Genomic DNA, 24986 nt, shown 5'->3' on the forward strand with positions numbered 1-24986 from the left:
GCCTGGAAAAAGACTCGTAAACATATTCAACTTTCCAATTTTCCTTTTTTGCTATGGAGTTCATAACATTCACAAGTATGCCCTGAGCGCTTCCATTTTTATAGAAAGAAAGAGGTGAGTTATCGTAAATGCCAACTTTAATGGTTAGAGAAAAGGAAAAAGCAAAAAAGGAAACTAATACCACAAAAAACAAAAGCGTCTTTCTCATTGCCCCACCTCTCTCTTATTTTTTTGCGCAGCGTATTATTATCTCACATTATTCTAACAGATTTTGAATAGATAGATATCGCCGAGAGAACATTAAAAATCTAGAAAACAAAAACATTTTCTCCTTGATAGATGAATTTTAATTTCATATATTTTCGTGTCTAAAGGAACAAAAGAGTCGTACTTTTTATGCTGAATTATGATTTGTTTCCTACATTTGTCGACACATAATTAAACTTTGGTGCTCACACACAACAATAGTACATAAATATGATATAATTTATTCAAATAATCGAAAGGAGGAGAGGTTATGAAAAAAAGTTTTATTGTTTTTTTAATTGTTACGTTAACTTTTTTCACACTTTCTCTGGCAACTACCTATATAGTTGGTACCTCAGCGGACTTTCCACCATTTGAGTATGTGCAAAATGGCAAGTACGTTGGCTTTGACATCGATCTTATCAACGAGATAGCCAAAATTGAGGGGTTCAAAATTCAAATAAGGGATATGTCTTTTGATTCTCTTATACCGGCCTTAAGAGCTGGCGTTATAGACATTGCCATAGCTGGAATGACCATAACAAACGAAAGGGAAAAAATAGTCGACTTCTCTGAGCCATATTGGCACGCCGACCAAGATGTTATAGTGAAAAAAGATTCCAAATTCACGGTTACTGTTTTATGTGGAAACCACAAGGTTGGAGTTCAAACAGGAACGACCGGCGATCTCTGGGTAAGTGACAATCTTGTAAAACCAGGATTGTTGAATCCAAACAATGTGAAAAGGTATCAAAGCTTCATATATTCTCTTCAAGCTTTACTTAACGGTTCGGTGGATGCAAATGTGTTGGACAGCCCTGTAGCTGAAAGGTTTGCGAAGATAAAGCCTGTTAAGATCGTGGCAACGCTTGTAACTGGTGAATCTTACGGTATAGCTGTAAAAAAGGGAAACACGGAGCTTTTAAACAAAATAAACAATGGATTGAAAAAATTAGAATCTTCCGGAAAGATGACGCTTCTCATAGATAAATACTTCGGAAAGTGATGAAGTGAGGCCATGCATTTTTTATCATCTTCCATAGCGGTTTTGCTGAATGGAACGTGGGTAACGGTTGAACTGACCGTTACCTCCCTTTTTTTAGGAACCGCCGTAGCCGTGTTTGTAGCATTAGCCGAAGTGTACGGAAATATCTGGATAAAGATCGTGGCAACGGCTTACGAAAGAATCATCAGGAGTATTCCCATCCTTGTGATAATGTTCATAATATTCTTCGGCTTTCCAATTGTCGGGATAAGATTCGATCCATTTGTAGCGGCGATAATTTCGTTGGGTATAAGAAGTTCAGCGTATCAATCACAAATATTCCGTGGTTCTATTCTGGCTGTTTCCAAAGGCCAGATTCTGGCAGCCAAGTCTTTGGGAATGAATGGAAGACAAACTTTCCTTTACATAACATTACCGCAAGCGTTAAGATTTTCAATAGCCCCTTTAACCAACGAATTCACCATTGTATTAAAAGATACTTCCATAGCGTATGCGCTTGGAGTCACGGAATTGCTGAGAGAAGGAACATACATAGTTTCTACCACATATGAACCTCTCCTCATTTACTCGTTGTGCGCGGCAATATATTTCGTCATAACATTCGGAACAAACAAGTTCGTTTCCAGCATAGAAAGAAAATTTTCCATTCCAGGATATGAAATCAGGGGAGTTGAAAGGGCATGAAGCTTTTAGAAGTTAAAAATCTGAAAAAAAGTTTTGGAAAAAAAGAAATTTTAAAGGGTATTTCTTTCAACATGGATAAAAGCGAAACAATAGTCGTTATTGGGCCTTCTGGAACTGGAAAATCAACGATGTTGTCGTGCATAAACATGCTTATCACGCCTGATGGCGGAGAAGTGCTGTTAGAAGGTGAAGATCTTGTTAAGACGAAGAATATAGAAAAGATGCGTCAAAAAATAGGCATGGTGTTTCAAGAATTCAATCTTTTTAATCATTTAACAGTTCTAGATAACGTGAGAATAGGGCCGTGGAAGGTGAAAAAGATTTCAAAAGAAAAGGCAACGGAGATAGCATTAAAAAATTTGAAAAAAGTTGGTCTAGAAGACAGAGTGAATGCGTACCCGGCTGAGCTTTCGGGTGGTCAAAAACAGAGGGTGGGGATCGCTCGCGCGTTGGCGATGGAACCCGATCTTATTCTCTTTGACGAACCAACATCAGCACTTGATCCAGAACTTGTGGGAGAAGTTTTGGAAGTTATGAAAAAACTCGCTCAAGAGGGCATGACTATGCTAATAGTTACACATGAAATGTCTTTTGCCAGAGACATAGCAGATAGGATTATTTTCATGGAAAACGGTTACATAGTTGAAGAAGGCACACCTGACAAGATTCTATTTCATCCAGAAAAAGATAGAACAAAAGAATTTCTTGCCAAATTCAGGAGGGAATGATGAGCCATTTTCTGCATGTATTCATTCAGGGCTTTCCTCTTCTCATTGGAGGGTTGAAATTCACTTTGATATTGGCATCGGTTTCCATAGTAATTGGCTTTATCATAGGAGTTTTTATAGCCATTGAAAGGGTGTACGGTAGAAAAATTTCTTATGGACTTTCAACAGCGTACGTGGAAATAATACGTGGAACGCCTTTGTTGGTACAGCTTTTTATACTTTACTTTTCGCTTCCACAAATAGGAATTCATCTTTCTCCTTTAGCCGCTGCGATCATAAGCTTTTCGTTGAACAGCGGTGCTTATCAAGCCGAATACATAAGAGGAGCTTTGCAAGCCGTCGAAAAAGGGCAAATGAAAGCTGCCCTCTCATTAGGAATGACAAGATGGCAGGCCATAAGAACGGTGATATTGCCCCAAGCGTTGAGAAAGGTTCTTCCATCATGGACGAATGAGTTCGTGTACCTCATCAAATATACCTCACTTGCGTACCTGGTTGGTGTTCCAGAGCTAACGGCACAGGGAGAATTTTTTGCCAGCAGGAATTTTGAGTTCATGAATGTTTTTCTTAGTGTTGCACTGTTGTACCTCATCGTTATCTTTATCATAACGTGGGCATTTTCAGCGGTTGAAAAACGTGTAAGAGTGCCTGGAATTTGAAAAGTGTTAAAATTCATACGTAAGCTTTAGCACTCATATTTTACACGGGAGGTCTGTATCGTATGCCAAAGCCAAGAGTTGCTTTAATTGCCCACGACAAGAAAAAAGTGGACATGATAATGTTTGTAAGGGAAAATATGGAAATATTATCTCAATGCGAATTGTACGCAACTCACACAACAGGTAGCATAATAGAAGACAAACTTAAATTAAAATTAAACAAAGTGCTCTCTGGCCCAATGGGTGGAGATCTACAAATAGGCTCTCTCATAGCGTCTTCTCAAATAGATTTTGTTATATTCCTACGTGATCCGCTTACAGCTCAGCCTCATGAACCAGACGTTTCAGCGCTCTTAAGGGTATGCGACGTCCATAACATTCCACTCGCAACGAATTTGGCAAGCGCCGATGCTTTGATAAAAGAGATCTCTTTGGAGTTAAAAAATTGATCTCCATTTTCATTCCCCAAATCATTTCCAATTCACTTGATGACTTGTACGTCGTTGGAGGCGCAGTTAGAGATTTATTGTTGGGCAGAAAACCTGTAGAATACGATCTCATAACAACTTCGCCCTTAGAAAATATCTCTTTGAAAACCTTTGCACCTTCCAATAATGGAAAAACAGTGGGAATTTACTACAAAGGCGTTAAATACGATGTAACACATTATGAGGATCTTTATGAAGATTTAAAAAGAAGGGATTTCACGATCAACTCCATGGCAATCCCTGTAGAAAAAGATGGAAAGTTAAACACGAAAAACATTGTAGATCCTTGTAATGGAAAGAACGATCTGAAAAACGGTATTTTGAGAACATTTAAAGCTCAAAATCTCTTTCAAGATCCCGTCAGGGTGATAAGGGGACTGCGCTTTATCGCGGAAGAAAACCTGAACATTGATCCTCCAACGCTAATTGCGATGCGAAAAGCCATAAAATACATATCTCAAAGTGCCAAAGAAAGGGTATTTCCACCTTTAGAAAGATTTGTTAATGGAAGGTACTTTTCAAAGGCTTGCAAAATCGCTAAAGAAATAGACATTGAAACGTATCTTTTATTTCCCACAAAAAATTTGGAAAAAGCGGACTCTGTAGAGCCCTTGTGTAGATGGAGTGTTATTTTCTACAAAACACCATCTTTTGAAAGTTTTGTTGAGCGCGTCTTTCCGCCCAAACGGGTTATTCACCAAGTTAGAAGGATGACCTTTCTCGCTTCAAGTGTTGAAAATAATGATTGGGAATGGACCGTAAGAGTAAAAAAGGATGAGCTTCTTTGCTTGATAGAGCTTCTAAAATCTTTTAAAATATCGCATGAAGCTGTTGAAAAGTACGCTCGCAGTGTTCTGAAAATATCACCATTGGATCTTAAAAAAATAGGCATAAGCGGAAAGGATATTGCCAAGGTTATGAAAATGCTGTGGAAGGAAATCTTATCATCAAACCTTTCTAACACGTATGAAATTCTCATAACCGAAGCGAGAAAGTTCAAAAGATGATAGGCTTACTTTGTGTATGAAATGTATGAATATCACAAAAGAACATAAAATGGAAGATAACTTCGAAAATTGGAAAAACCGATCGTTTATTTTTTCGCAAAAATATGTACAAAAATATTAAAAAGTTTTAAGTTCAGTTGACATGTTAAGACAAATGGTGATATAATTTTACAAACGAGTGGAGAGAATAAGAGAAACCACCCAAAGTGATTGGTGTGGTTTCTTTTTTGATAACAGACATAATATGGGAGGCGTAAAAAATGGGAAAAGAGCTTTTCTTAACACACTGGTTGGGAAGAAATGATGAATACAGATTGCCACCAAAGATGCTTTTTGGCTTCAACACCATTGAAAAGAGCGGAGAAGTAGCGGAAGAAATAGCTAAAAACAAGGATGTGATCGTCATAACGGATAAAGCGTTGTACGATCTTGGACTTATAGAAGGACTTATAAATTCACTCAAGGCACATGGCTTTAAAATCGACGTGTACGCGCCAGATGCCATCGAGCCCACTTTGGATCAAGTACATAAAGTCATAGAAGAAGCCTCAAAAAAAGATTATGGTCTGATAATAGGTATAGGTGGTGGAAGCAGTTTAGACAGAGCAAAAATGGCGGCATGTTTTGCCGGTAGAGATGAAAAAATAGATGATTACCTCGCACCAAGCACAAAACCGTTGCCCCCTTCAAAACCTAAAATGCTTATACCAACAACTTCGGGCACCGGTAGCGAAGTTTCTAACACGGCGGTTGTCATAGTTCCTGAAAAATACGTTGGAACGGCCAAAACGTGGATAACAGGTGACCCCGTGTTGGCTGAATACGCTTTAATAGATCCAGCCCTCATGTTAAAATTACCTCCGCGTGTAACAGCCAACACTGGGTTTGACGCTTTAAGCCATTGCGCTGAAGGTGTTATTTCCAAACAAGCGAATCCATTCTCCGACGCTTTGGCACTTCAAGGGATAAAGCTAATGGCGGAAAATATAAGGGCCGCGTACCACGAAGGTGAAAATCTTGAAGCGAGATGGAACATGGCCATGTCTGCGGCGTTAGGTGGCATTGTTATAAGCTTCCCATGGGTGGCCGGACCAGCAACGCTGGGTCATGCGGCATCGGAAGGCATATCTCCAAAGTATAACGTCCCACACGGAGCGGCGTGTGGAGTTCTGCTTCCATACGTTTACTGGTTTAACTTTTCAAGTGATTACGCCCAAAGAAAGCTTGCTCTCATAGCTCAAGCAATGGGAGTGGATACATCGTACATGTCAACCGAAGAAGCTGCTGAGGCTGCGATTGAGGCAACTTTTGATCTCATGGAAGATGTGGATATGCCAACAGATTTAAAGTCATATGGAATGAAGAAGGAAGATATTCCAACGGTGGCAAAATACATTTTGGAAAGATCAGAAAAGATGTATTCAATGTCGGCCTTCAATCCCAGAAAAGCCACTCAAGAGAATCTTGAAGAGTTCTTTGAAGTTGCATACGAAGGAAGAGAAGCGTTGGAAAAACGACTCTCAAAAAGGCATTGGAAGTGAATTATATGGGAGAAATGAACGGTTACAACGGTAAAATTTTAAGGATAGATCTTTCAAACAAAAAATCATGGACGGAAAACATAAAAGAAGAAGACGCAAAAATGTATTTAGGTGGGGCGGGATTGGCGGCAAAAATTTTGTACGAAGAGCTCGAAAAAGGAGTGGAGCCATTATCTGAAAAAAACAAGCTTATCTTCGCTACAGGTCCATTAACCGCCACGGCGGCCCCTGGGTCGGGAAGCGTTGATCTTTGCTTCAAATCTCCATTAACCGGCATATGGGGAGAATCAAGAAGTGGAAGCGATTGGGGACCTATGCTAAGGAAGGCTGGATATGATATGATAATAGTGGAGGGTAAAGCTGATCATCCACTTTACGTTACAGTAGACGAGAATGAAGTTAAATTTTCAGATGCGCATGAATTAATTGGAAAAACTTCGTACGAAAAGACCTCTTTGTTAAAAGAAAAACTGGGTGAGGATTTTGAGATAGCCTCCATAGGACCTGCAGGTGAAAAAGAAGTGCTTTACGCAAGTGTAATGTTTGGAGATGGTTCACGCGCAGCCGGTAGAACAGGTGCGGGAGCGGTAATGGGTTCTAAAAATCTGATTGCCGTAGCCGTGCGTGGAAACAAAAGGATTCCGATAGCGCATCGTGACGAATTTTACAAAGCGTGCAGAGACTCCTCTAGAAAATTGCTAAATCCTGACAATCTTGGAATGAAAACAGATGGTACAACTGGTGATCTCGGCAAATGTGATGATGCTGGGGATTGGCCAACAAAAAATTGGAGAGCAAATTCGTGGGGAAAAGGCGAAAAACTCTACGAACACTTTAAAACGCACAACTTAGTTGCTTCACATGGATGCTACAAAGGATGTATCCTCTTTTGCGGGAGAATTGCAAAAGTGGATTCCGGGAAGTGGAAGACGCCAATTCATGAGGGGAGTGAATATGAATCGATTTCCGCTTTTACAGCTTTCATAATGAATGACGACATGGATGCCGCCGTCCACGCTTCTTACCTTTGCAACGCTTACGGACTTGATACGATTTCTACGGGCGCAGCTATAGCCTTTGCGATGGATTGTTACGAAAAAGGGCTGCTTACAAAAGACGAACTTGACGGACTCGATATGAAATGGGGAAACATGGATGCCGCGGTTGAATTGATAAAGAAGATTGCCAGGCGCGAGGGAATAGGAGATCTTTTGGCCGATGGCGTTATGAGAGCGGCGCGAAAAGTCGGAAAAGGTGCGGATGAAATGGCGATTCACGTTAAAGGTTTGGAAGGCGCCGCTCACGATCCGCGTTCTGGAAAAGCGTTGGCTCTTACTTACGGTGCAAGCAACATAGGCATGAGTCATATACACCCTATTGAAGGAATGGCTTACGATGCTTATAAAGTTGACTTTGGGCTGATTCCTTATGGATTGCGAGATCCAAATGAAATTGATAGGTTCGATGAGAAGGGAAAAGGAAAGGCTTCTAAAATTCTTCATGACTTTGGAATAATACCAGACGTAATAGGACTGTGCAAATTCTACATCTACGCTGGGCTTACACCAGACGACATTGCCACTCAACTTTCATATCTCACTGGATGGAATATCGATGGAAAAGAACTTTTGAAAATAGGCGAAAGGATATACAACCTTCAACGCATGTTCAACGTCAGGGAAGGAATCACGAGAAAAGACGATCAACTTCCCGAAAGGGTAAAGAGCTTACCGGAATTTGGAAAGTACGCTAAAGTTCCTGAAAGTGCGATAAAGAATTACGACATGATGTTGGAAGAATACTACGAAGCAAGAGGCTGGGACAAAGATGGAATTCCCACAAGGGAAAAACTAAAAGAACTGGATTTAGAATGGACATTCTAAGGTCTTATAAAAAATTGCCCAATGGGCAAAAAAACAATGGAGGTGGTTTTTGTGTGGCGTAAATTGGTAGTGTTGAGTTTGGCAGTGGTATTTCTCATGTCTTTTGCCATCGCAGCGCCAATAACGATTCATTTTTGGCACGCGATGAACGGACCGTTAGGAGAAATGGTTCAAAAGCTCGTGACCGAATTCAATAAAACGCACCCCAATATAATTGTAAAAGCTGACTACGCGGGTTCATACAGCGAAACGTTAAGTAAGACCATCGCAGCAGTCAAGGGTGGAAATCCACCAGACATAGTCCAAATATACGATATCGGTACGCAAATGATGAAAGATAGCGGAGTAATTATTCCAATCCAAAAGTTCATAGATGAAGACAAAACTTTTGATGTCAACACGTTGGTTCCACAAGTGCGTGGATATTACACAATTGGTGGAAAGCTCTACAGCATGCCATTTAACTCCTCCAACCCGGTTATTTACTACAACAAAACGTTATTCAAAAAAGCCGGTTTAGATCCAAATAATCCTCCTACAACTTGGAAAGAATTTGAAAAAGTGGCAAGAAAGCTTACGATAAAGAAAGATGGAAAGACGATCCAATACGGTTTCACTTCTGGATTGATTGGATGGTTCTTTGAGCAGTACATGGCTGTTCAAAACGCTTTGATGTTCAACAATGGAAATGGAAGAATAAAGAGAGCAACAAAAGCTATCTTCGATAGCCCGGCTGGCTTGAGAATATTCAACTTCTGGAACAACATGATTCAAGAAGGAATAATGATAAACGGTGGCCCTGGATGGGATAACGCTAACGCCATCTTCGCATCTCAAAAAGCCGCTATGTTGCTTGATTCTACATCCGATGTTGGAATGATGCTTCAACAGGCAAAAGAAGGACACTTTGAATTGGGCGTTATGGCTCTTCCACATCCAGCTGATGTGCCTTACGGCGGTGTCATAATAGGTGGAGCAAGCTTGTGGATGATAAACACTCACAATCCGGCAAAAGAACAGGCTGCATGGACCTTCTTGAAATGGCTTGAACAAACTCCACAACAGGTTCAGTGGAGCGAAGGAACGGGTTACTTCCCAATAAACAAAAATGCCATAACCAAAATGATGTATCATGGCTTCTACGCCAAATACCCTCAATACCTTACAACAGTTTTCCAGCTTCTCATGTCTAACGTTACTTACGCAACAAGGGGCGGAGTTTGTGGTGTCTTCCCGAAAGTTAGAGCAACCATTGAAGAAGCTCTTTCCAAAGTGTTTAACCACACCATGACGCCGGCTCAGGCGCTCAAATGGGCTCAAGATCAGGCAAATGAAGCTATAGAACAATACAACTCGCTTTATCAATGATTTAAAAAGCAGGGTAGAGCCTCTACCCTGCTTTTATTCTTAAAGTCGCTGAGAGGTGATGAATTTGTCAAGGAAGCTAGTACCTTACTTTTTACTGATCCCAACTCTTCTCATCATAGGGCTGTTCATATACTATCCAGCCGTCTTAACGTTGAAAAACAGTCTCTACAGGGTAAGCCCATTTGGCAATAGAGTTTTTTTTGTAGGAGCAAAAAATTTTGAAGCGCTTCTCCATTCTCCAAGTTATCAGCAGGAAGCGTGGACAACTCTTATATTTGTTGTTGTGAGTATAACCTTAGGATTGATAATTTCTCTGCTTTTCTCATTAGTTCTAAATGAGAAAGTGCCAGGCGTGGGAATATTCAGGACAATTGTTTTCTCGCCATACGCCGTTTCTCCAGCGATCGCTGGAATGCTATGGTCATTTTTGTTAAACCCAGTTGTTGGATACGTTAGTTACGCATTTTTGAAAATGTTTGGCGTTCAAAGCCATTGGTTAACCACATATCCTTCTGCCTTGATAGCCATAATAATCGCAACCATATGGCAGAATTTAGGATTCAATATAATATTCTTCCTTTCTGGACTTCAGGGCATCCCAGATAGCTATTATGAAGCAGCTAAGATAGATGGCGCTGGATCCGTAAGAAGGTTTTTCAGCATAACGCTTCCATTGCTTTCGCCTATAACTTTTTACCTTGCCATTATGGATATAATTTTTACCATGTTCTCATCTTTTGGAATAATAGACATAATGACGCAAGGTGGTCCTGGAAATTCAACAACCACCTTCATATACCGCTTATATAGAGATGGCTTTATCTATTTCAACAGTGGAATGGCTTCTGCCGAGTCCATGATTCTTATTTTGATAATGGGTGTTGTAACGTTTATCTATTTCAAATTCGTGCAAAGAGTGGTGCATTACAGATGAGAAAGAGTACAAAAAAGAAAGTAAGAGTGATTGTAATAGAAATTTTGCTGGTTGCGATAGCCTTGATAGTGCTTTTACCCATATTACTTGCTTTGAGCATGAGCTTGAAGAGTCCTGGAGAAGTTTTTTCTTTTCCACCCACGCTTCTTCCTCACAAGCTGTACTTTCAAAATTACATAGAAGTTTTCAAAAAAGTCAACATGGGAAGATTCTTGCTTAACAGTTTGATAATAGCCTCAATAATAACGGTTGGAAAGACCATATTCGGAATATTTGCGGGTTTTGCCTTCGCAAATTTCAAATTTAAGGGTTCTAATTTGCTATTTGCCATATTGTTCATGACACTTTTCATGCCCGCCGAGTTGCTCTTGGTTGTGCCTTTGTTCAACTTGATGAGGATTTTTCATTGGGTCAACACTTACTGGGCCTTGACGGTTCCGTTTTTGGCAAGTGCGACATCAACGTTTTTAATGAGACAGCATTTCATGACAATTCCGAAAGATCTTGAAGACGCCGCAAGAATAGATGGAGCCACTTCGATGAAATTCCTGTTCCACATCTTAATTCCAATTTCAAAATCCATGATAGGAGCAGTCGCAGCGATAAACTTCGTTTACGCTTGGAATCTTTATTTGTGGCCATTGGTTGTAACCAACAGCAACGATATGAAAACTGTTCAAATAGGACTTAAGATGTTGATGAGCAATCAGTCCAATAACAATTGGGGAATAATAATGGCTGGAACTTTGATCGCGTTGGCACCAACTTTGTTGCTGTTCTTCTTTGTACAGAAGTTGTTCGTAAAGGGATTGGCTTCGAGCGGATTAAAAGAGTGATAAAATGGCACATATTTCTTTAATTTCATGGAATGTTAACGGCATAAGGGCCGCGCATAGGAAAGGTCTAATCGATTTCATTCAAAAGACCAAAGCAGATGTGTTTTGCTTTCAAGAAATTAAAGCGGATGCACAAAGTATTCCAGAAGACGTTATGAATCTCGAAGATTATGAGAAATTTTTCTACTCTGCTAAGAAAAAAGGATATGCCGGCACGGCCATCTTGACGAAGTTAAAACCGCTAAACGTCGTTTATGGCATAGGAAATGAGATCTTTGATGACGAAGGAAGAGCCATAACTATTGAATTTGAAGATTTTTTTCTTGTAAATGCTTATTTTCCCAACTCTCAACACGGTTTGAAGCGATTGGATTTCAAACTCAAATTCGATAGAGAAATACAGGAACATTTAAACAAATTAAAAGCAAAAAAAGACGTGGTGTTGTGTGGCGATTTCAACGTGGCACACAAAGAAATAGATATAGCGAATCCAAAGCAAAACGAAGGTAATGCCGGTTTTACGCCAGAAGAAAGAGAATGGATGAGCGAATTCTTAAGCGATGGTTATGTGGATACTTTCCGAATGTTCACAAAAGATGGCGGACATTATACTTGGTGGACTTACAGATTTAAAGCACGTGAAAGAAACATAGGATGGAGAATAGATTATTTCGTGGTGAATGAAAAAATGAAGGAGAGGGTAAAGCGAAGCGTTATACTTTCAGACGTTTTGGGTTCAGATCATGCTCCAATCCAACTTGAAATGAAAATTTAAAGTTCACCTTTAAGGTGAACTTATTTTTTTGTATTTTGGTATATGTGAACATTACGAAAAACATTTTCTTTTTGAGGACGATCAAAATGTGTTTATTCTTTTTTTATCCTTACAATTTAGGAGCGCCCGGTTTCATCATCACCATGCCTTTTTCAAATTCGTATCTTTAATTTATGAGTTAAAACACCCCTTTCCTATCATTTTGTGAGATGCTTTTATCGAGAAGTCATCGAGGGCTTATTAATTCTATTCACTTCACCTTTTGAATGGAATTTGGACCGGATGCCGTTTACGTTTCTGCTTCTTTCTAACTTCTTCAGATTTATTTTTGAATAATCTTCATACATTCATGTTTTGCGATAATTATCGTGACTATAATCACTATTAATCTCCTTTCTTCTTGTTAAAATGCTAAAAATCCTGGAAAAGGAGGTAGAAAAATTGACTACGTTGATTTTAGTAATAATAGCTGGTGGGTTCTTTGGTTTTTCAATCTTCAAAAGCAAAGAAAAAACCAAAGAAAGTTTGAAGATTTCGAAAAACCTGATGGCAACAACTTTTGTTGAGGTAATAGGAGTGATGGCTTTAGTAGGATGGGTTCTAGCTATGCTTCCTCCGTCTCTCATTAAACAGTGGCTTGGTAATTCTAACGGAATTATCAGTATTTTACTTTCAGCAACCATTGGAACGGTTACGATTATACCCGCCTTTATCGCTTTTCCACTTTCCGAATCATTACTTAAAAGTGGAGCGTCTATAGCGGCAATAGCCGCTTTCATAACAACGCTAACAATGGTAGGTTTCGCAACTATGCCGATAGAGTTCAAATTCTTTGGAAAGAAATTTACTTTACACAGATTATGGATAAGTTTCTTGGCGGCAATTCTCATTGCGCTCTTAATGGGGGTGATATTAGGATGAAGAAACTCAAGAATATTATTAAAAATAACAAGCTCATATTCTTAAGTATTTTACTTTATGCGATAACTTTTTTCGTGTCCCCTCACATATTCTTCAGGAGCTTGGAAATAACAAAAGGCTTTCTCATACAAATGCTGGAGATTTTACCGCCCATATTTGTCATTTCTTCGTTAATAATGGTATGGATTCCAACAGAAGTTATAACAAAAGCTTTTGGAAAGGGATCTGGATTTAAAGGAAAGCTTTTATCTGTGCTCATTGGAGGGTTTTCAGCTGGTCCAATATACGCTGCTTTTCCAGTTGCTCAGTCCCTCTTTTACAAAGGAGCCAGTGTGGAAAACACTGTTATCATATTGAGTTCTTGGGCTGTCATAAAGTTTACCATGTTCATGGTCGAATCTAGCTTCTTGGGCATAACTTTTGCATCCACAAGGTACATGTTGACTGTGCCATTCATAATAATCATGGGATATATCATGGGAAAATTGGTAAGCAGAGAAGATGTCCTAAAAGAACTAAACAACAGGAAAGTCGAATATAAATCTGTAAAAGATGTTTTGAGAGAGCTACCAAATATGAACTGCGGTGCTTGTGGATATAAGTCCTGTCAAGACTTTGCCGAGGGTGTCATGAGAGGGGAAGTCGTGATAGACGACTGTGCTATAAGAAAGCGGGCGAAGAAAACTTCCTCTGGTCTTCAAGAAAGCCATCAAGAGGAGTGAGGATTACTTCGATAAAAAGGCGGACATTATTTTATCCGCCTTTTTATTTGTTTTAACAAAACAAAAAATCAACAAGCACTTTTACGTGATGACGATCAACGATCTTTATCATCTTTTTATCCTCAAGAATTTTGAACTTTCTTGATACTACTTCTCTTACGCTGCCAATATCACTTGCTATTTTCTGCTTTGATTCAAAATAAACGATCGAGGATTTTTGTTTTTGACGTAAGAGACAAAGATACCTCATCAATTTCTCTTCAACAGATTTTATAAGTAATAATTCTATCACGTTTGAAAGATTAAACACCTTATTCCCTATTTCATTCAAATAAGATTTCATGAATCCTTCATTTTCGAAAAGTTCTAAAATAATTTCGTAAGGAACTTCCAAAATCTCAGAATCCTCCATGCTTATTATGTAAGATGGGTAATTTTTGAACGCAAATATAAGGCTCTCTCCAAAAGTTTCATTTTTTCTCACATGTCTCAGAATTTGCTCATTACCATTTGTGAAATACTTTACAACCTTAAGAGAACCGTTTAAAACAACACTTACATGTTTTATCTTTTCTCGAGGAGAATGAAGAACATCACCTTTTCTGATATACAGCAGCATACTTTTTTTTCTTAACCTTTTCTCCTCAAATTCATTTAATTTTCTAAAGATCCTAACATCTGTAATCTTTGATGACATTTTTACTTATGCGCTGACAGAATTATCATATGATGCTTCCCACGCCCCTTGTTTTTACTCAACCATTTACGGCGAATTATATCATACTTTGAAGATAAGGGTATATGGCACTACTTTGGTCCATCATTTTTAATCTTTGTATCAACGAAAAATTCAGGTGTCCTCGAAAGTCAAAATTCTATCCTGTTAATGGCCAACTTCACATCTCCTATTGGAGCATCTAAGGTGGAACTTAGCGTTTTAACCTTCATCTTCAAAAAATCAGCTATGGTTTGCATCAAAAGTGCGCTCTTAGTTACACCACCTACCACATAGATTTCATCTTTTAACGGTATTGAGGCCTCTTTTGCGGTTTGTACGTTTAGCCTCAAAGATTCCGCCAATGACTCCAAAAAAGCCCTGTAAATATGAGCGCGTGTAGTTGAAAGGGTCAAACCGGTGATCTTTCCTCTCAGGTTCGGATCCCATAAAGGTGCCCTTTCTCCCATGAAGTAAGGCTCTACTTTCACGCCTTCTGCGCCAGCCGGGACTTTTCTTGCCTCTTCTTCCAGCTCTTGCAACGTTTGATCCGGCGCAAATTCTTTCCTAAACCATTCAAGAATTGCTCCTGCTGTCGTGGCACCGCCAAACGAATAGATGTTTTTCAAGGGTTCAATCACGTAAGGCATGTTGACCATCTTTGGGGTAAGATATCTGCCGTCATGAATGGTTCCCCAACACATCGACGTTCCTATCATAGCCACGTGATCTCCGCTTTTTTCCACGCCCGCGGCATAAGTGGCGACCGCTGCGTCTATTCCGCCAGACACAATAGGAGTTCCTTCTTTCAAACTAAGAACTGAAGCGAATTCGGCGTTAAGCTTTCCAACAACGGCATTCGAGGGAAGTATTCTGTCCGGGAAAAGATGACGCGGTATTTCCATTTCTTTGAGAAGCTCCTCGGACCAGTTCCTTTTTTTGAGATCGAATACACCTCCAATGTTTCCGGCAGAGGAATAGTCAATCGCTATTTCGCCGGTGAGCTTGTATATCACGTAATCCTTCGGCGTTAATAAAAGTTTGAACTTTTTCCAGTCAGGATGGTGATTTTTCAACCACAGTATCTTTGTGAATCCAAAGTATGGATCGACGTAATTTCCCGTTATTTCAAAGAGCTTTTCAACCCCTATATGGTCTTTAACCCATTCCGTTTCTTGGGTGGCACGCTTGTCCATCCAAATGAGAGCGGGGCCAAGTGGTTCCATCGTGCTATCAAGGGGCACTCCAGAACCTCCGTAAAGTCCACTGACGCACACCGCCTCTATGTCCCTTACATTAGCTTTATTTACCGCCTCGCTTAACGCTTGAGTAAAACCTTTCAACCACACTTCCGCTCTCTGTTCGGCGAAAAGCGGTTTAGGCATATCCACACCGTAATGCGCCGTCGCTTCGGCGATGATGTTTAAATTCTCATCCGTTATAATCGCTTTTGTAGAACTAGTTCCAATATCCACACCGGCGAAGTATCTCATTCTTTACCTCCGTAAATTTTGTAATCTATACCGGCGATTTTACAAAAGTCCACCAATTCTTCCACGTAATTACCATAAACACCATGAGTGTGATTTGAATCGTAAGTGGAAAGGAATTCTTGGGCATCAACCTTCAGCCTTGCAAAAGCGTGAGGCCACTCCACCTGCGTGGCTCTTGCCTTTTCTTCGTTCTTTTTCTCTCCAAAATCCATGAACTCAGCGGGTAAAATCGCCATCCAATACTTTCCGTTCTTTCTCGCAAGACGCGCAAGTGTAACCTCTCCTGGTGCGGCGATATGCCTTACAGATGCGCCACCAGCGGGGAAGTAGAAACCTTCTGGATAGAATTCAACCTTTTTCAGGTTTTCTTGCGGATCGAATGATTTGCCGGCAAAATAAGTTGCATGCTCACCGGAATTGCAAAGATCAAAGAAGTTATCTTCCGCATCGTAATGGCGAACATCGGCAAAAAGAACGGGCGTTCTTGCTATGAGCTTGAATATCTGCATTGTGAGAGCCCCATCAGAATCCGCTTCCGTCGCCAGGACGAAAGGTTCGTGTTCTCCTTCCCAATCATACGGATCGTTCATGAAAGCTTCCGCCACATCCATGGTAACAAAATTGTCCGTCAATTCCGGTTGCCCTTTAATCCCAGCGAAATCCAACTCGTTGTTTTCTATGATACGTTGTATGGCATGATAGCTCTTTATCTGCGTTTTAAGCTTTTCCGGAGTAAGCTGCTTTCCATCGTAATGAATTTTCTTTGCCATTTTCTCAAGCCACTTCAATCCCTCTTGAGCACGGGATTCTTCAACCTTTTCGGACAGCCTTATAACTTCGTATTGATCTATATGTTCAACGTCTATACCAAAAATGGAATTCCAAAGGTCAACGTTCGGAACGGTTGTGTACATTCCCATAGGCCTTCCACCTATCACGCCGTACCTTTGTCCTTTTAAAGAATTGAAAGCCGATGCGGCTCTCACAAAAGACATGACCTTTTTCAGAACGTTTTCATCGTTGATATCTCCCCATAACCTTTTGTGAACAACGCCAGTTTGATCCAACGCTCCAGCGGCTGCAAGCATTCCAACCATTCCAGGATACTGTGGATTTATGTTGCCAAAAAGGAGAAAAGGTGATGGTGCGAATTTGCTTGCTATCACGGAAAAATGTGGAAAAGCCCAAACGGAGTAATTGAATATCGTCAATTCGGCTCCTCTTTCCCTCAATTTCAAGGCTTCCCTTTTGGCAAGTGAAGGCTTAGAAATTATCTCATCAGCCTCTATCATTTCAACTTCATTTGTGTCTTTTAAAGCTTCCACTATCGCTTTTTGGAATTTTTTGTTTATTTCCAACAACTCATCGTTAACGTTTTTCCTCCCATCAGAAAAGGTCATTATTCCGACTTTTATCTTCTCCATGATCCTCTCACCTCTTTGCGTTCTTTATGTTTTAAACTATGCAATTCAACCTGTGCGTCAATGTTACGAAACATTTCAAAAAGGGATTAAACCTCACCCTCGAAGTACTTGTCAGAATATATGAGCTCGCCATCTGAAGATTCAAAATATGAGGTTGAAAGGCACAGGACGTGCCGGGAAAGCGAAGCACTCATGGATGAGTGTCTGAACGTGCCTCATATTTTGAATTGAAAGGCGGAAAAAAGAGCGAATCCGTTCTGACAGGACTTCAAAAGAAATCACCTTGTCCGCTTGGAAAGCGGGTTTTAAATCAAAAAGTGTTGTCAAGTGTTTCCCATATTTTTTATAAATAATTTTTGTAATGTCTCTTACAATACTTTCCGTAAAGTTCACACACAACATGAGTATGCAAAATACTTTTTTACTCTTCATGTTTTCCACTTCAATCCCACTTCATTTAAAACTTTGCTTATTTTTTCTTTGTAAATTCTTGCTTCATCTTCTTCCAGATCTAGAAGTGGTGTTCTAACCCCCCCAACTTTTACACCTCTCCATTCTAAAGCGGCTTTCAAAAGTGGAATACTGGCTCCATCACCAAGGGCCAACGATAATTTTGTGAGTTTCCTTTGATATTCTTTTGCTTGAGAATATTTTCCGGCTTTAAAGGACTTCCAAACTTCAACGAAAAATTCTGGAAAAACCGTTGCCGGCCCAGAAACACAACCTTTTCCTCCAGCAAAAAGCACGGAGGCAAAAGCCCTGTCGTAACCTGTTAACACCGAAAAATCATCTGGAGTATCATTTATGAGAGATAACACATGAGAAAAATTTCCGCTACTGTCTTTAACTCCCATGATGTTCGAATATTTTTCATGCAAATCAGTGGCAATTCGTGGGGTAATCCAATTGTTAGTCAAAGACGGAATGTTGTAAAGGTACATGGGAATATCATGAAATTTTTCCCCTATTTTGGCGTAAAAATTTTCCATCTCTCTTTCCCCAATTCTGTAATAAAAAGGTGTCACTACACCCACTCCATGAGCGCCGTTTTTTTGAGCATGCTCAACCAACGCAAGTACCTCTTTTAGTCTCATTGCCCCACAATGAGCGATGACTTTCACCCTTCCATTAGCTGCCCTAAGAAAAGCTTCAAGGACGCGCCTTCTTTCATCTATACTCATTAACAATCCTTCAGATGTCGTACCGTTAACAAAAAGGCCATTTACCCCTTTTTCAACGAGAAAATCGACGTAAGGTGGAATGGCTTCAAAATCGATTCTACCTCCATTCTTGGACATGGGAGTTACCACGGCCGTTACAACACCTTCAAGCATTGCCTTCACCTCTTATATGTTTTAAAATTTCATTTAGATTTGCACGAGCGTCAATGAAATTCACCCTATTTTTTGTAAAAAAAACGTGAATGTTTTCCGAGTCGACTAAAATGCAAGGATATGAATATTCTCCATTCCCCATAAGCACATTTATGGGCTTAGACCATGAAAACCCGTCACGTGATACCGAAATGTCAATCCTATTTCTGAAAAACTCTGAATGATTGTAGGCTAACAAAAAAATTTTCTTTTCTTTGATTTTGACAAGGGAAATACCACTGTTTGGATTAGGAACATCCATTTTTGATGAGGAAATCCAGCTTAAACCTTGATTAAACGAGAGAGAATAGTACATTCTTCCCATCTTTGTTCTACTCAGCATTAGCAAAGTACCGTTATCAAGTTCCACCACATTAGGCTGTATTACGCCTTTAACTGTCGTATCACCATATAAATTCCATTTGTTGCCGTTTTTTTCTGAAATCAACACCATTGGAAACCACTCTTTTTCGTCATAAATTGGTATCAAATATCTTCCATTTGATAATTTAATAGGCTTCGATTTAGTCATTAACCCTCGTTGTTCACTTATAATTTCAATATCAGACCAACTTTTTCCATCATCTTTCGAGATTTTTCTGGCAATTACCGCACTTTTCCAGCTCTTTTCGGGCAGTATTACAAATAAAAGCCAGATTTCATTTCTGTTTGGTAATTTCCAAAGTACTGGGTTGCCCAAACCTAATCCTGGAAGCTTAACAACAGCTTTTGGGGCATTCCACTTACCATTTTCAAATGTAGATGAATATATAACGCTGTCTGGTGCCGTTTCATAGGATGCGGAGTACCACACGGCCACAATCCTGTTTTCAACTTGTTCTACACTTATTGAATGATGCATTGGAGGGTAAAGCTCCCGTTGCAATACATTCGATAAAGTAAACGAATTCTTCATCATCCTTTTATCCCCGTCATCATGATGCCTTTAACAAAGTATCGCTGCAAGAATAAAAATATCGCTACTGCCGGAATAGTTGCCATCAAAGCGGCGGCCATAGCCGGCCCATATTGAGGAGCAGATCCGCTGACTCCACTTTGTCCTCCAAAGAATTGCGCAATTCCCACAGGCAAGGTTCGCGAAGCATCTGAACTTACAGATACCAATGGCCATAAGAAGCTTGTCCAATTACTCATAAATGTGATAATGGCCACCGCACTAATAGACGGCCTCGCAAGAGGAAGCATTATTGACCACCATATCCTAAAACTTCCCGCGCCATCGACTATGGCAGCATCTAAAAGATCCTGAGGCACGCTTTTGAAAAAGCTCGTTAGTATGAAAACTCCCGTTACGTTTCCAGTTGTTGGCAAAATAAGAGCTATCAATGTATTTAAGAGATTCATGTTTGCAAACATAAGATACAGAGGCACTATTGTTACTTGAATGGGAACCATGAGCATGGATATTATGATGGAGTAAAGCACTTTATTACCTCGAAATTTCATTCTCGCAAAGGCAAACGCCGCAAGCGAATCTATAAAAATCACTATGATCATCGCCACCACAGCTGAAATTACGCTGTTAAAAGTCCAACGGGCAAAATTGAATTTACTTAAAACGTAAGAAAAATTGGACCACGTTGGATGCAAAGGTACCCACTGAGGAGGATAACTCAATATCTCCCCTTCCGGCTTAAAGGCGCTAACAGTCATCCAGAGAATGGGAAAGAAAGACGTGATGATACATAAAATCAGGAGAAAATACAGTAAAAGCCTTATTAAACGTTTCTTCCCTCTATTTTTCAATTTTCATCACCAAACCTCTTCAAGAATTTCTTCTCTATAAGTATGAAGACAACCAGGAACATGAATATCACGTACGCTATTGCTGAACCGTATCCCAATCTGTAGTACTGGAAAGATTGAACGTACATGTACTGAACGACTGTAAGCGTTGCCATAGAAGGTCCTCCACCAGTCATGACGTAAACTTGGGCGAAAACTTGAAATGTGTTTATAAGTGTTAGCATGATCACCACAATTGTAGTAGGAGTTAATAGGGGAAGAGTTACATTCCAAAATACTTGCCAACTGGATGCCCCATCTATGCGAGCCGCTTCTTTTAATTCATTTGGAATATCTTGAAGCCCTGCAAGAAATAATATCATGTTAAAGCCTATGGTCCACCACACTGTTGCGATAGCCACGGCAGGCATTGCCCAATTTATACTCGATAGCCAAGCGATTGGTTTTATGCCTAAAAAACCCAAATAATAATTTAGAATTCCAAAGTGGGCATCGAATATCCATAACCAGATAACTCCAACAACGGTTGACATAATCACGTAAGGCATGAAAACGAATGTTCGTGCTACTGTTCTTCCTTTTAATGGTTGATCGACAAGCATGGCAATTAGCAAACCACCTATTACCAATGATGGGACTGTTAACAACATGAAATACAAAGTGTTTACCAGACTCTTTATGAAATTTGGATCCTTGAAGAGTTCTACAAAATTGTTGAAACCAACGAATTTTGCCTGCCCAACTATATTCCATCTTGTAAGACTCACAAAAAATCCCGCTATTGAAGGACCAAATCTGAAAGCAAAAAACGCTACAAGATACGGAATTAAAAACAAATACGGCACCCATTTGTAAGATTTCTTTTTGCTCTTCATCTCTTTCCCCCGTTCACTTCATATTAAAAGTTATTTCCAGAAGCCACATCGTGGCTTCTGGAAATAAAGCGATTATTGAGCGAGTATCATGTTTATTTGTTGATTCATCCACTTCATGACGGACATTATATTTTGATTTCTCACAAGAATATTTTGCCCGGCAACGACAATTGGACTTACCGAAGCGGAAGAAAAGACCTGTGATTCCTTAGGTATCCTTGGAAGCATGGCAACGTATTCTGCTTCTTTAAGAAATCCGTTACGCCCCACAAGGCTCGAGGCGTACTTTCTTGCCGAATTGTACGCCGGTATGTTGCCAGAAAGTGCCCATTTATCTGAATGTTTTATCAACCAGATGACGAAGTCCTCCGCCGCTTTCATATGAGCCTTGTCCTGATGAACCGGTATTGTCAAGACATGACCACTTCCCCAAACGGCTTTATGAGCAAATACCTGCGGTACCGGGAATGTTCCCCATTCCAATCCTTTTTGCGCTTTCATCGCCGGTATTTCCCACGGACCATCCTCAAGCATTGCGGTTTTTCCAATTAAGAAATCTTGAAGTGGGCTGTTGGCTCCCACCGGAGCTACATGGTATTTGAAGAACAGATCTTGCAGCCATTTCCATGCTTTTTCTCCAGCTTGCAACGGGTAGCCGATCTTATTCATTGAAGGATTGAGGAAATTGTATCCTTCCTGTCTTAAAAGCTCATACCATTCCAAAAATCCGTGCCAATTCAAAGAATAAAGCGCTATTCCATATTGGACAATGTTATTTGGATCAAAACCAGCTTCACCAGGATGCTTTCCATTCTTGTCAACCGTGAGTTTAATGGCCATGTTTAAAAATTCCTTGCCACTTATCCAACCCGTTGGAGGAGTGATGCCCGCCTTTTCGAAGAGTTTTTTGTTGTAATATATGGAATTCATGTGTAAATCAAGCGGAAACGCGTATTGTTTTCCATTGTAAAAAGTTCCATTCCACGCTGCAGGGGCAAAATCTTTTGCGCTAAAGCCGGCTGCTTGCAACACATCAGAAATAGGAGTAAGCAATCCGTAGGAAGCAAATTCAGGAACATCGGGACCGTGCATTGCCAAAATATTTGGAGATTGCCCGCCTCTAGAAGAGACTAAAAATTTCGTGAAAAGAGGCGTCCACTGCATTGTGGTCAAAGTTACATGGACATTGGGATGCGTACTGTTGTATTCCGCAACAAGTTGACGCATGACATTTCCATCCGGACCTGTCCAACCTCCCCAGAATGCCAATTGCAGGGGTTGAGCCATTGATAGTGCGCCAAAGATCACCACCGCAATGGCCACCAGCAACACCGTTCTAAATTTCATTCAAATCCCTCCTTTTTAGAAGTTGCCCGTGCTGTTAAAACAGCAGAGTCTTTTTATGAAAGAACAAAAATAAAATTTATAGTAAACGTTTACTTTCATAATATACCCTTTTCTCTTTCAAAAGCAAATTCACTCATCGTTGATTAACAACACTTTACGTCACTTATTAGAAATTAATTCCGTTTTTTTAAGTTTTTCTCAAAAATTCTTCTGTTTTCTCATGATTTCTTAAAATACCTTTTAATCTTGTCTGGCTTCCTTAAGCAATTCGTAAACCAAATTTTTGTTTCTCTCCAGGTCATCAGCCAATTCATCAAGGGACCATATGCGCAAATTCAAAATGGCTTGCTGTATCAACATTTCAAGGCCGTCTATCGTTCTCAATCCCCTGTTTTGAGCTTCCTGAATGAGTTTTGTGGGACGGGGATTGTAGACCAAATCGTAAACAACGCATTTCTTCGAAAGGCGGGAAAAATCTATTGAGGGCATCTCTTCAACGGTTGGATACATTCCAATTGGGGTGGCGTTAACTAGCAGCGCCACTTTGGATAAAGATGGCACTCCATATCTCAAATTGAATTCTTTCGCGAGCTTTTTCCCTCTTTCCATTGTGCGATTCGTTATAAAAACGTCCATATCCATTTTTTTAAGCGCATAACAGACTGCCCTTGCCGCTCCACCGGCACCTAAAACAAGGGCGTATTTGCCTTTCAGTTTCACATTTTCAAGGCTTTTTCTAAAACCTTGCCAATCGGTGTTGAACCCTTTTTTAAGGTGGTTCACCACGTTGACGGCTCCTATTTCTTTCGCGTCCTGGGAGACCGATTCCAAGTATCCCATAATTTTGGATTTGTAAGGAATAGTTACGTTGTATCCGATAAGATCGCTTGTTATGTCCTTAACTATGAAATCAAAAGCATCGCGTGGGATTTCCAAAATTTTGTATGTGGCGTCCACTCCATGCTTTTTGAAAAGATCGTTGTAAATAAGCGGAGAAAAAGTATGTGAAAGATGTTCTCCAATTATTCCAAATTTCCGCATTTTTCCACCTCGTCTGCTTTAGAATTTCATTCGCAACTTCTCGAAAAATCCTCGCTCTTAATTATTGTGTTTTAGAAAATTGTACGTTTTCGCCTTCATACCTCTCTATTATATACACACGAGATCGTTTACCGTATTCGCATGTGGTAAACTTAAGGTAAACAACTATTCAACGGAGAGAGGGAATTTAAATGTCAGATACCACTTATTCGGTTAAGTTAGATGAGAAATTGAAGGAAAAGATAACAACATTTGTCAAAGAATCTGGGGTAACGGCTAAGGAATTCTTTGCCAAGCTTATAGAAATGTATGAAATTGAAAAGTATTCAGAAAAGGGTGCAGACCATGTTAGAGAATTCAAAGAGCTCGAAAATCATCTTTCAAGAGTAAGAGCCATATACTCCAACTTGGTGGAGGAATTTCAAAGTGAAGCCGAAGCTCTAAGAGATGAAGCGAGAAAAAGCTTACATGAAAAGGAAAAATTAGAAGAAGAGTTGAAAAATGAAAATAAAAATTTGAAATTGAAGTTAAGTGAGCTATCAACTGAGAATAAGAAAATGAAAAGTGAAAACGCTCATTTAAATGATGAAATAAAGCGTTTACGTTCAACAGACGAAAATAAAAACGCCTTAATTTCTGAATACAAAGAGAAAATAGAAAGCTTGAAATCGTCTCTTTCAAAATTCGAAGGATTGGTACAGGAAAACGAAAAGGTGAAAAAGGCGTTGAACGATATGAAGGCTTACGTTCAGTCGCTGGAAAGCGAAAAAAAGGAATTAAAAGCAAGAGTGGAAAGTTTACAAAGTTCGCTCAGCGCTTTGAGAAAAACTCACGCAACGGAAATTGAAAACATGAAGGCAAAAGCCGAATTTGAAAGAGAAAGCGCCGTTGCAAAAGAAAAACAAAATTGTCAAGAGAAGGTGGCTTCCCTTATGGATGAATACATGAAAAAGAACGAAGAGTTTTCCAAAACCTTACGTTCTCTTTACTCAGAAATAGACGATTTACGCGATGAAATCTCACGTTTGAAAAGCACAAAAATCAAAAGAACCAAAGGTTAAGAAGAAAAATTTTAATTAAAACAAAGTCTTAAATGCATTTAATTTTTTCTTCATGAATTTTGAAGTAAAATCGGAGGGATTTCTGAGCTGGG

25 protein-coding genes are annotated in these 24986 nt (G+C 39.8%); 15 read left to right on the plus strand and 10 right to left on the minus strand.

Annotated features, from left to right (window positions below; all coding sequences use genetic code 11):
* Nucleotides 1-208 (minus strand): type 2 periplasmic-binding domain-containing protein (locus tag ACXJIN_RS03895; protein WP_456399585.1); only part of this gene is annotated, 208 nt, incomplete at its 3' end.
* Nucleotides 209-517: 309 nt separating this feature from the next.
* On the opposite strand from ACXJIN_RS03895, the gene ACXJIN_RS03900 reads away from it, so the two are divergent.
* From ACXJIN_RS03900 to ACXJIN_RS03965, 14 genes are all read left to right on the plus strand, one after another.
* Complete coding sequence (locus tag ACXJIN_RS03900) at nucleotides 518-1252, plus strand: basic amino acid ABC transporter substrate-binding protein (protein ID WP_456399587.1); 735 nt, start codon at nucleotides 518-520, stop codon at nucleotides 1250-1252.
* Between the two features lie 12 nt (nucleotides 1253-1264).
* On the plus strand, nucleotides 1265-1936 hold the full coding sequence (locus tag ACXJIN_RS03905; RefSeq protein WP_456399589.1) for an amino acid ABC transporter permease: 672 nt from the start codon (nucleotides 1265-1267) through the stop codon (nucleotides 1934-1936).
* Nucleotides 1933-2664 (plus strand): amino acid ABC transporter ATP-binding protein, encoded by a 732-nt coding sequence (locus ACXJIN_RS03910; protein WP_456399591.1) that lies wholly within the window; start codon nucleotides 1933-1935, stop codon nucleotides 2662-2664. The genes ACXJIN_RS03905 and ACXJIN_RS03910 overlap by 4 nt, the downstream gene beginning before the upstream one ends.
* On the plus strand, nucleotides 2664-3323 hold the full coding sequence (locus ACXJIN_RS03915; RefSeq protein ID WP_456399593.1) for an amino acid ABC transporter permease: 660 nt from the start codon (nucleotides 2664-2666) through the stop codon (nucleotides 3321-3323). Before ACXJIN_RS03910 ends, ACXJIN_RS03915 begins: the two co-directional genes overlap by 1 nt.
* Before the next feature lie 62 nt (nucleotides 3324-3385).
* Nucleotides 3386-3772 (plus strand): methylglyoxal synthase, encoded by a 387-nt coding sequence (locus ACXJIN_RS03920; protein ID WP_456399595.1) that lies wholly within the window; start codon nucleotides 3386-3388, stop codon nucleotides 3770-3772.
* Nucleotides 3769-4818, plus strand: coding sequence for a tRNA nucleotidyltransferase/poly(A) polymerase family protein (locus tag ACXJIN_RS03925; protein WP_456399597.1), 1050 nt, complete (start codon nucleotides 3769-3771; stop codon nucleotides 4816-4818). Before ACXJIN_RS03920 ends, ACXJIN_RS03925 begins: the two co-directional genes overlap by 4 nt.
* A gap of 260 nt (nucleotides 4819-5078) precedes the next feature.
* Nucleotides 5079-6359 carry an iron-containing alcohol dehydrogenase gene (locus ACXJIN_RS03930; protein ID WP_456399599.1) on the plus strand — a complete coding sequence of 427 codons (1281 nt, stop codon included), beginning with the start codon at nucleotides 5079-5081 and terminating at the stop codon, nucleotides 6357-6359.
* Between the two features lie 5 nt (nucleotides 6360-6364).
* Nucleotides 6365-8242, plus strand: coding sequence for an aldehyde ferredoxin oxidoreductase family protein (locus tag ACXJIN_RS03935; RefSeq protein WP_456399601.1), 1878 nt, complete (start codon nucleotides 6365-6367; stop codon nucleotides 8240-8242).
* A 51-nt stretch (nucleotides 8243-8293) separates the two neighbouring features.
* Nucleotides 8294-9610 (plus strand): ABC transporter substrate-binding protein, encoded by a 1317-nt coding sequence (locus tag ACXJIN_RS03940; RefSeq protein ID WP_456399603.1) that lies wholly within the window; start codon nucleotides 8294-8296, stop codon nucleotides 9608-9610.
* A gap of 58 nt (nucleotides 9611-9668) precedes the next feature.
* The gene (locus tag ACXJIN_RS03945; RefSeq protein WP_456399605.1) at nucleotides 9669-10544 is read left to right on the plus strand and encodes a carbohydrate ABC transporter permease; all 876 of its coding nucleotides are present in this window, start codon (nucleotides 9669-9671) and stop codon (nucleotides 10542-10544) included.
* On the plus strand, nucleotides 10541-11380 hold the full coding sequence (locus ACXJIN_RS03950) for a carbohydrate ABC transporter permease (RefSeq protein ID WP_456399607.1): 840 nt from the start codon (nucleotides 10541-10543) through the stop codon (nucleotides 11378-11380). Before ACXJIN_RS03945 ends, ACXJIN_RS03950 begins: the two co-directional genes overlap by 4 nt.
* 4 nt (nucleotides 11381-11384) lie before the next feature.
* Complete coding sequence (locus ACXJIN_RS03955; RefSeq protein ID WP_456399609.1) at nucleotides 11385-12155, plus strand: exodeoxyribonuclease III; 771 nt, start codon at nucleotides 11385-11387, stop codon at nucleotides 12153-12155.
* 441 nt (nucleotides 12156-12596) lie between these two features.
* Nucleotides 12597-13076: a permease gene (locus tag ACXJIN_RS03960; protein ID WP_456399611.1), complete on the plus strand. Its 480-nt coding sequence runs from the start codon at nucleotides 12597-12599 to the stop codon at nucleotides 13074-13076.
* A complete protein-coding gene (locus ACXJIN_RS03965) occupies nucleotides 13073-13798 on the plus strand; it encodes a permease (protein WP_456399613.1) in 726 nt (241 codons plus the stop codon). Before ACXJIN_RS03960 ends, ACXJIN_RS03965 begins: the two co-directional genes overlap by 4 nt.
* A 52-nt stretch (nucleotides 13799-13850) precedes the next feature.
* On the opposite strand, the gene ACXJIN_RS03970 is transcribed toward ACXJIN_RS03965, so the two are convergent.
* The 9 genes from ACXJIN_RS03970 to aroE all read right to left on the minus strand — a co-directional run bounded on the left by ACXJIN_RS03970 (nucleotide 13851) and on the right by aroE (nucleotide 23833).
* Nucleotides 13851-14417, minus strand: a complete 567-nt coding sequence (locus tag ACXJIN_RS03970; protein ID WP_456399615.1) for a Crp/Fnr family transcriptional regulator — start codon at nucleotides 14415-14417, stop codon at nucleotides 13851-13853.
* 248 nt (nucleotides 14418-14665) lie between these two features.
* Complete coding sequence (locus ACXJIN_RS03975) at nucleotides 14666-16006, minus strand: FGGY-family carbohydrate kinase (RefSeq protein WP_456399617.1); 1341 nt, start codon at nucleotides 16004-16006, stop codon at nucleotides 14666-14668.
* The gene (locus tag ACXJIN_RS03980; protein WP_456399619.1) at nucleotides 16003-17430 is read right to left on the minus strand and encodes an L-fucose/L-arabinose isomerase family protein; all 1428 of its coding nucleotides are present in this window, start codon (nucleotides 17428-17430) and stop codon (nucleotides 16003-16005) included. The genes ACXJIN_RS03975 and ACXJIN_RS03980 overlap by 4 nt, the downstream gene beginning before the upstream one ends.
* A gap of 428 nt (nucleotides 17431-17858) precedes the next feature.
* Nucleotides 17859-18764: a dihydrodipicolinate synthase family protein gene (locus ACXJIN_RS03985; RefSeq protein WP_456399621.1), complete on the minus strand. Its 906-nt coding sequence runs from the start codon at nucleotides 18762-18764 to the stop codon at nucleotides 17859-17861.
* Nucleotides 18757-19719, minus strand: a complete 963-nt coding sequence (locus ACXJIN_RS03990; RefSeq protein WP_456399623.1) for an exo-alpha-sialidase — start codon at nucleotides 19717-19719, stop codon at nucleotides 18757-18759. The genes ACXJIN_RS03985 and ACXJIN_RS03990 overlap by 8 nt, the downstream gene beginning before the upstream one ends.
* Nucleotides 19719-20570, minus strand: a complete 852-nt coding sequence (locus ACXJIN_RS03995) for a carbohydrate ABC transporter permease (RefSeq protein WP_456399625.1) — start codon at nucleotides 20568-20570, stop codon at nucleotides 19719-19721. Before ACXJIN_RS03995 ends, ACXJIN_RS03990 begins: the two co-directional genes overlap by 1 nt.
* On the minus strand, nucleotides 20567-21445 hold the full coding sequence (locus tag ACXJIN_RS04000) for a carbohydrate ABC transporter permease (protein WP_456399627.1): 879 nt from the start codon (nucleotides 21443-21445) through the stop codon (nucleotides 20567-20569). The genes ACXJIN_RS03995 and ACXJIN_RS04000 overlap by 4 nt, the downstream gene beginning before the upstream one ends.
* Before the next feature lie 72 nt (nucleotides 21446-21517).
* Nucleotides 21518-22792, minus strand: coding sequence for an extracellular solute-binding protein (locus tag ACXJIN_RS04005; RefSeq protein WP_456399629.1), 1275 nt, complete (start codon nucleotides 22790-22792; stop codon nucleotides 21518-21520).
* 240 nt (nucleotides 22793-23032) lie between these two features.
* Nucleotides 23033-23833, minus strand: coding sequence for a shikimate dehydrogenase (gene aroE / locus ACXJIN_RS04010; protein WP_456399631.1), 801 nt, complete (start codon nucleotides 23831-23833; stop codon nucleotides 23033-23035).
* 191 nt (nucleotides 23834-24024) lie between these two features.
* On the opposite strand from aroE, the gene ACXJIN_RS04015 reads away from it, so the two are divergent.
* Nucleotides 24025-24894 (plus strand): coiled-coil domain-containing protein, encoded by an 870-nt coding sequence (locus tag ACXJIN_RS04015; RefSeq protein WP_456399633.1) that lies wholly within the window; start codon nucleotides 24025-24027, stop codon nucleotides 24892-24894.
* The last annotated feature ends 92 nt before the right edge of the window (nucleotides 24895-24986 follow it).

This window comes from Mesoaciditoga sp., from assembly GCF_054006115.1.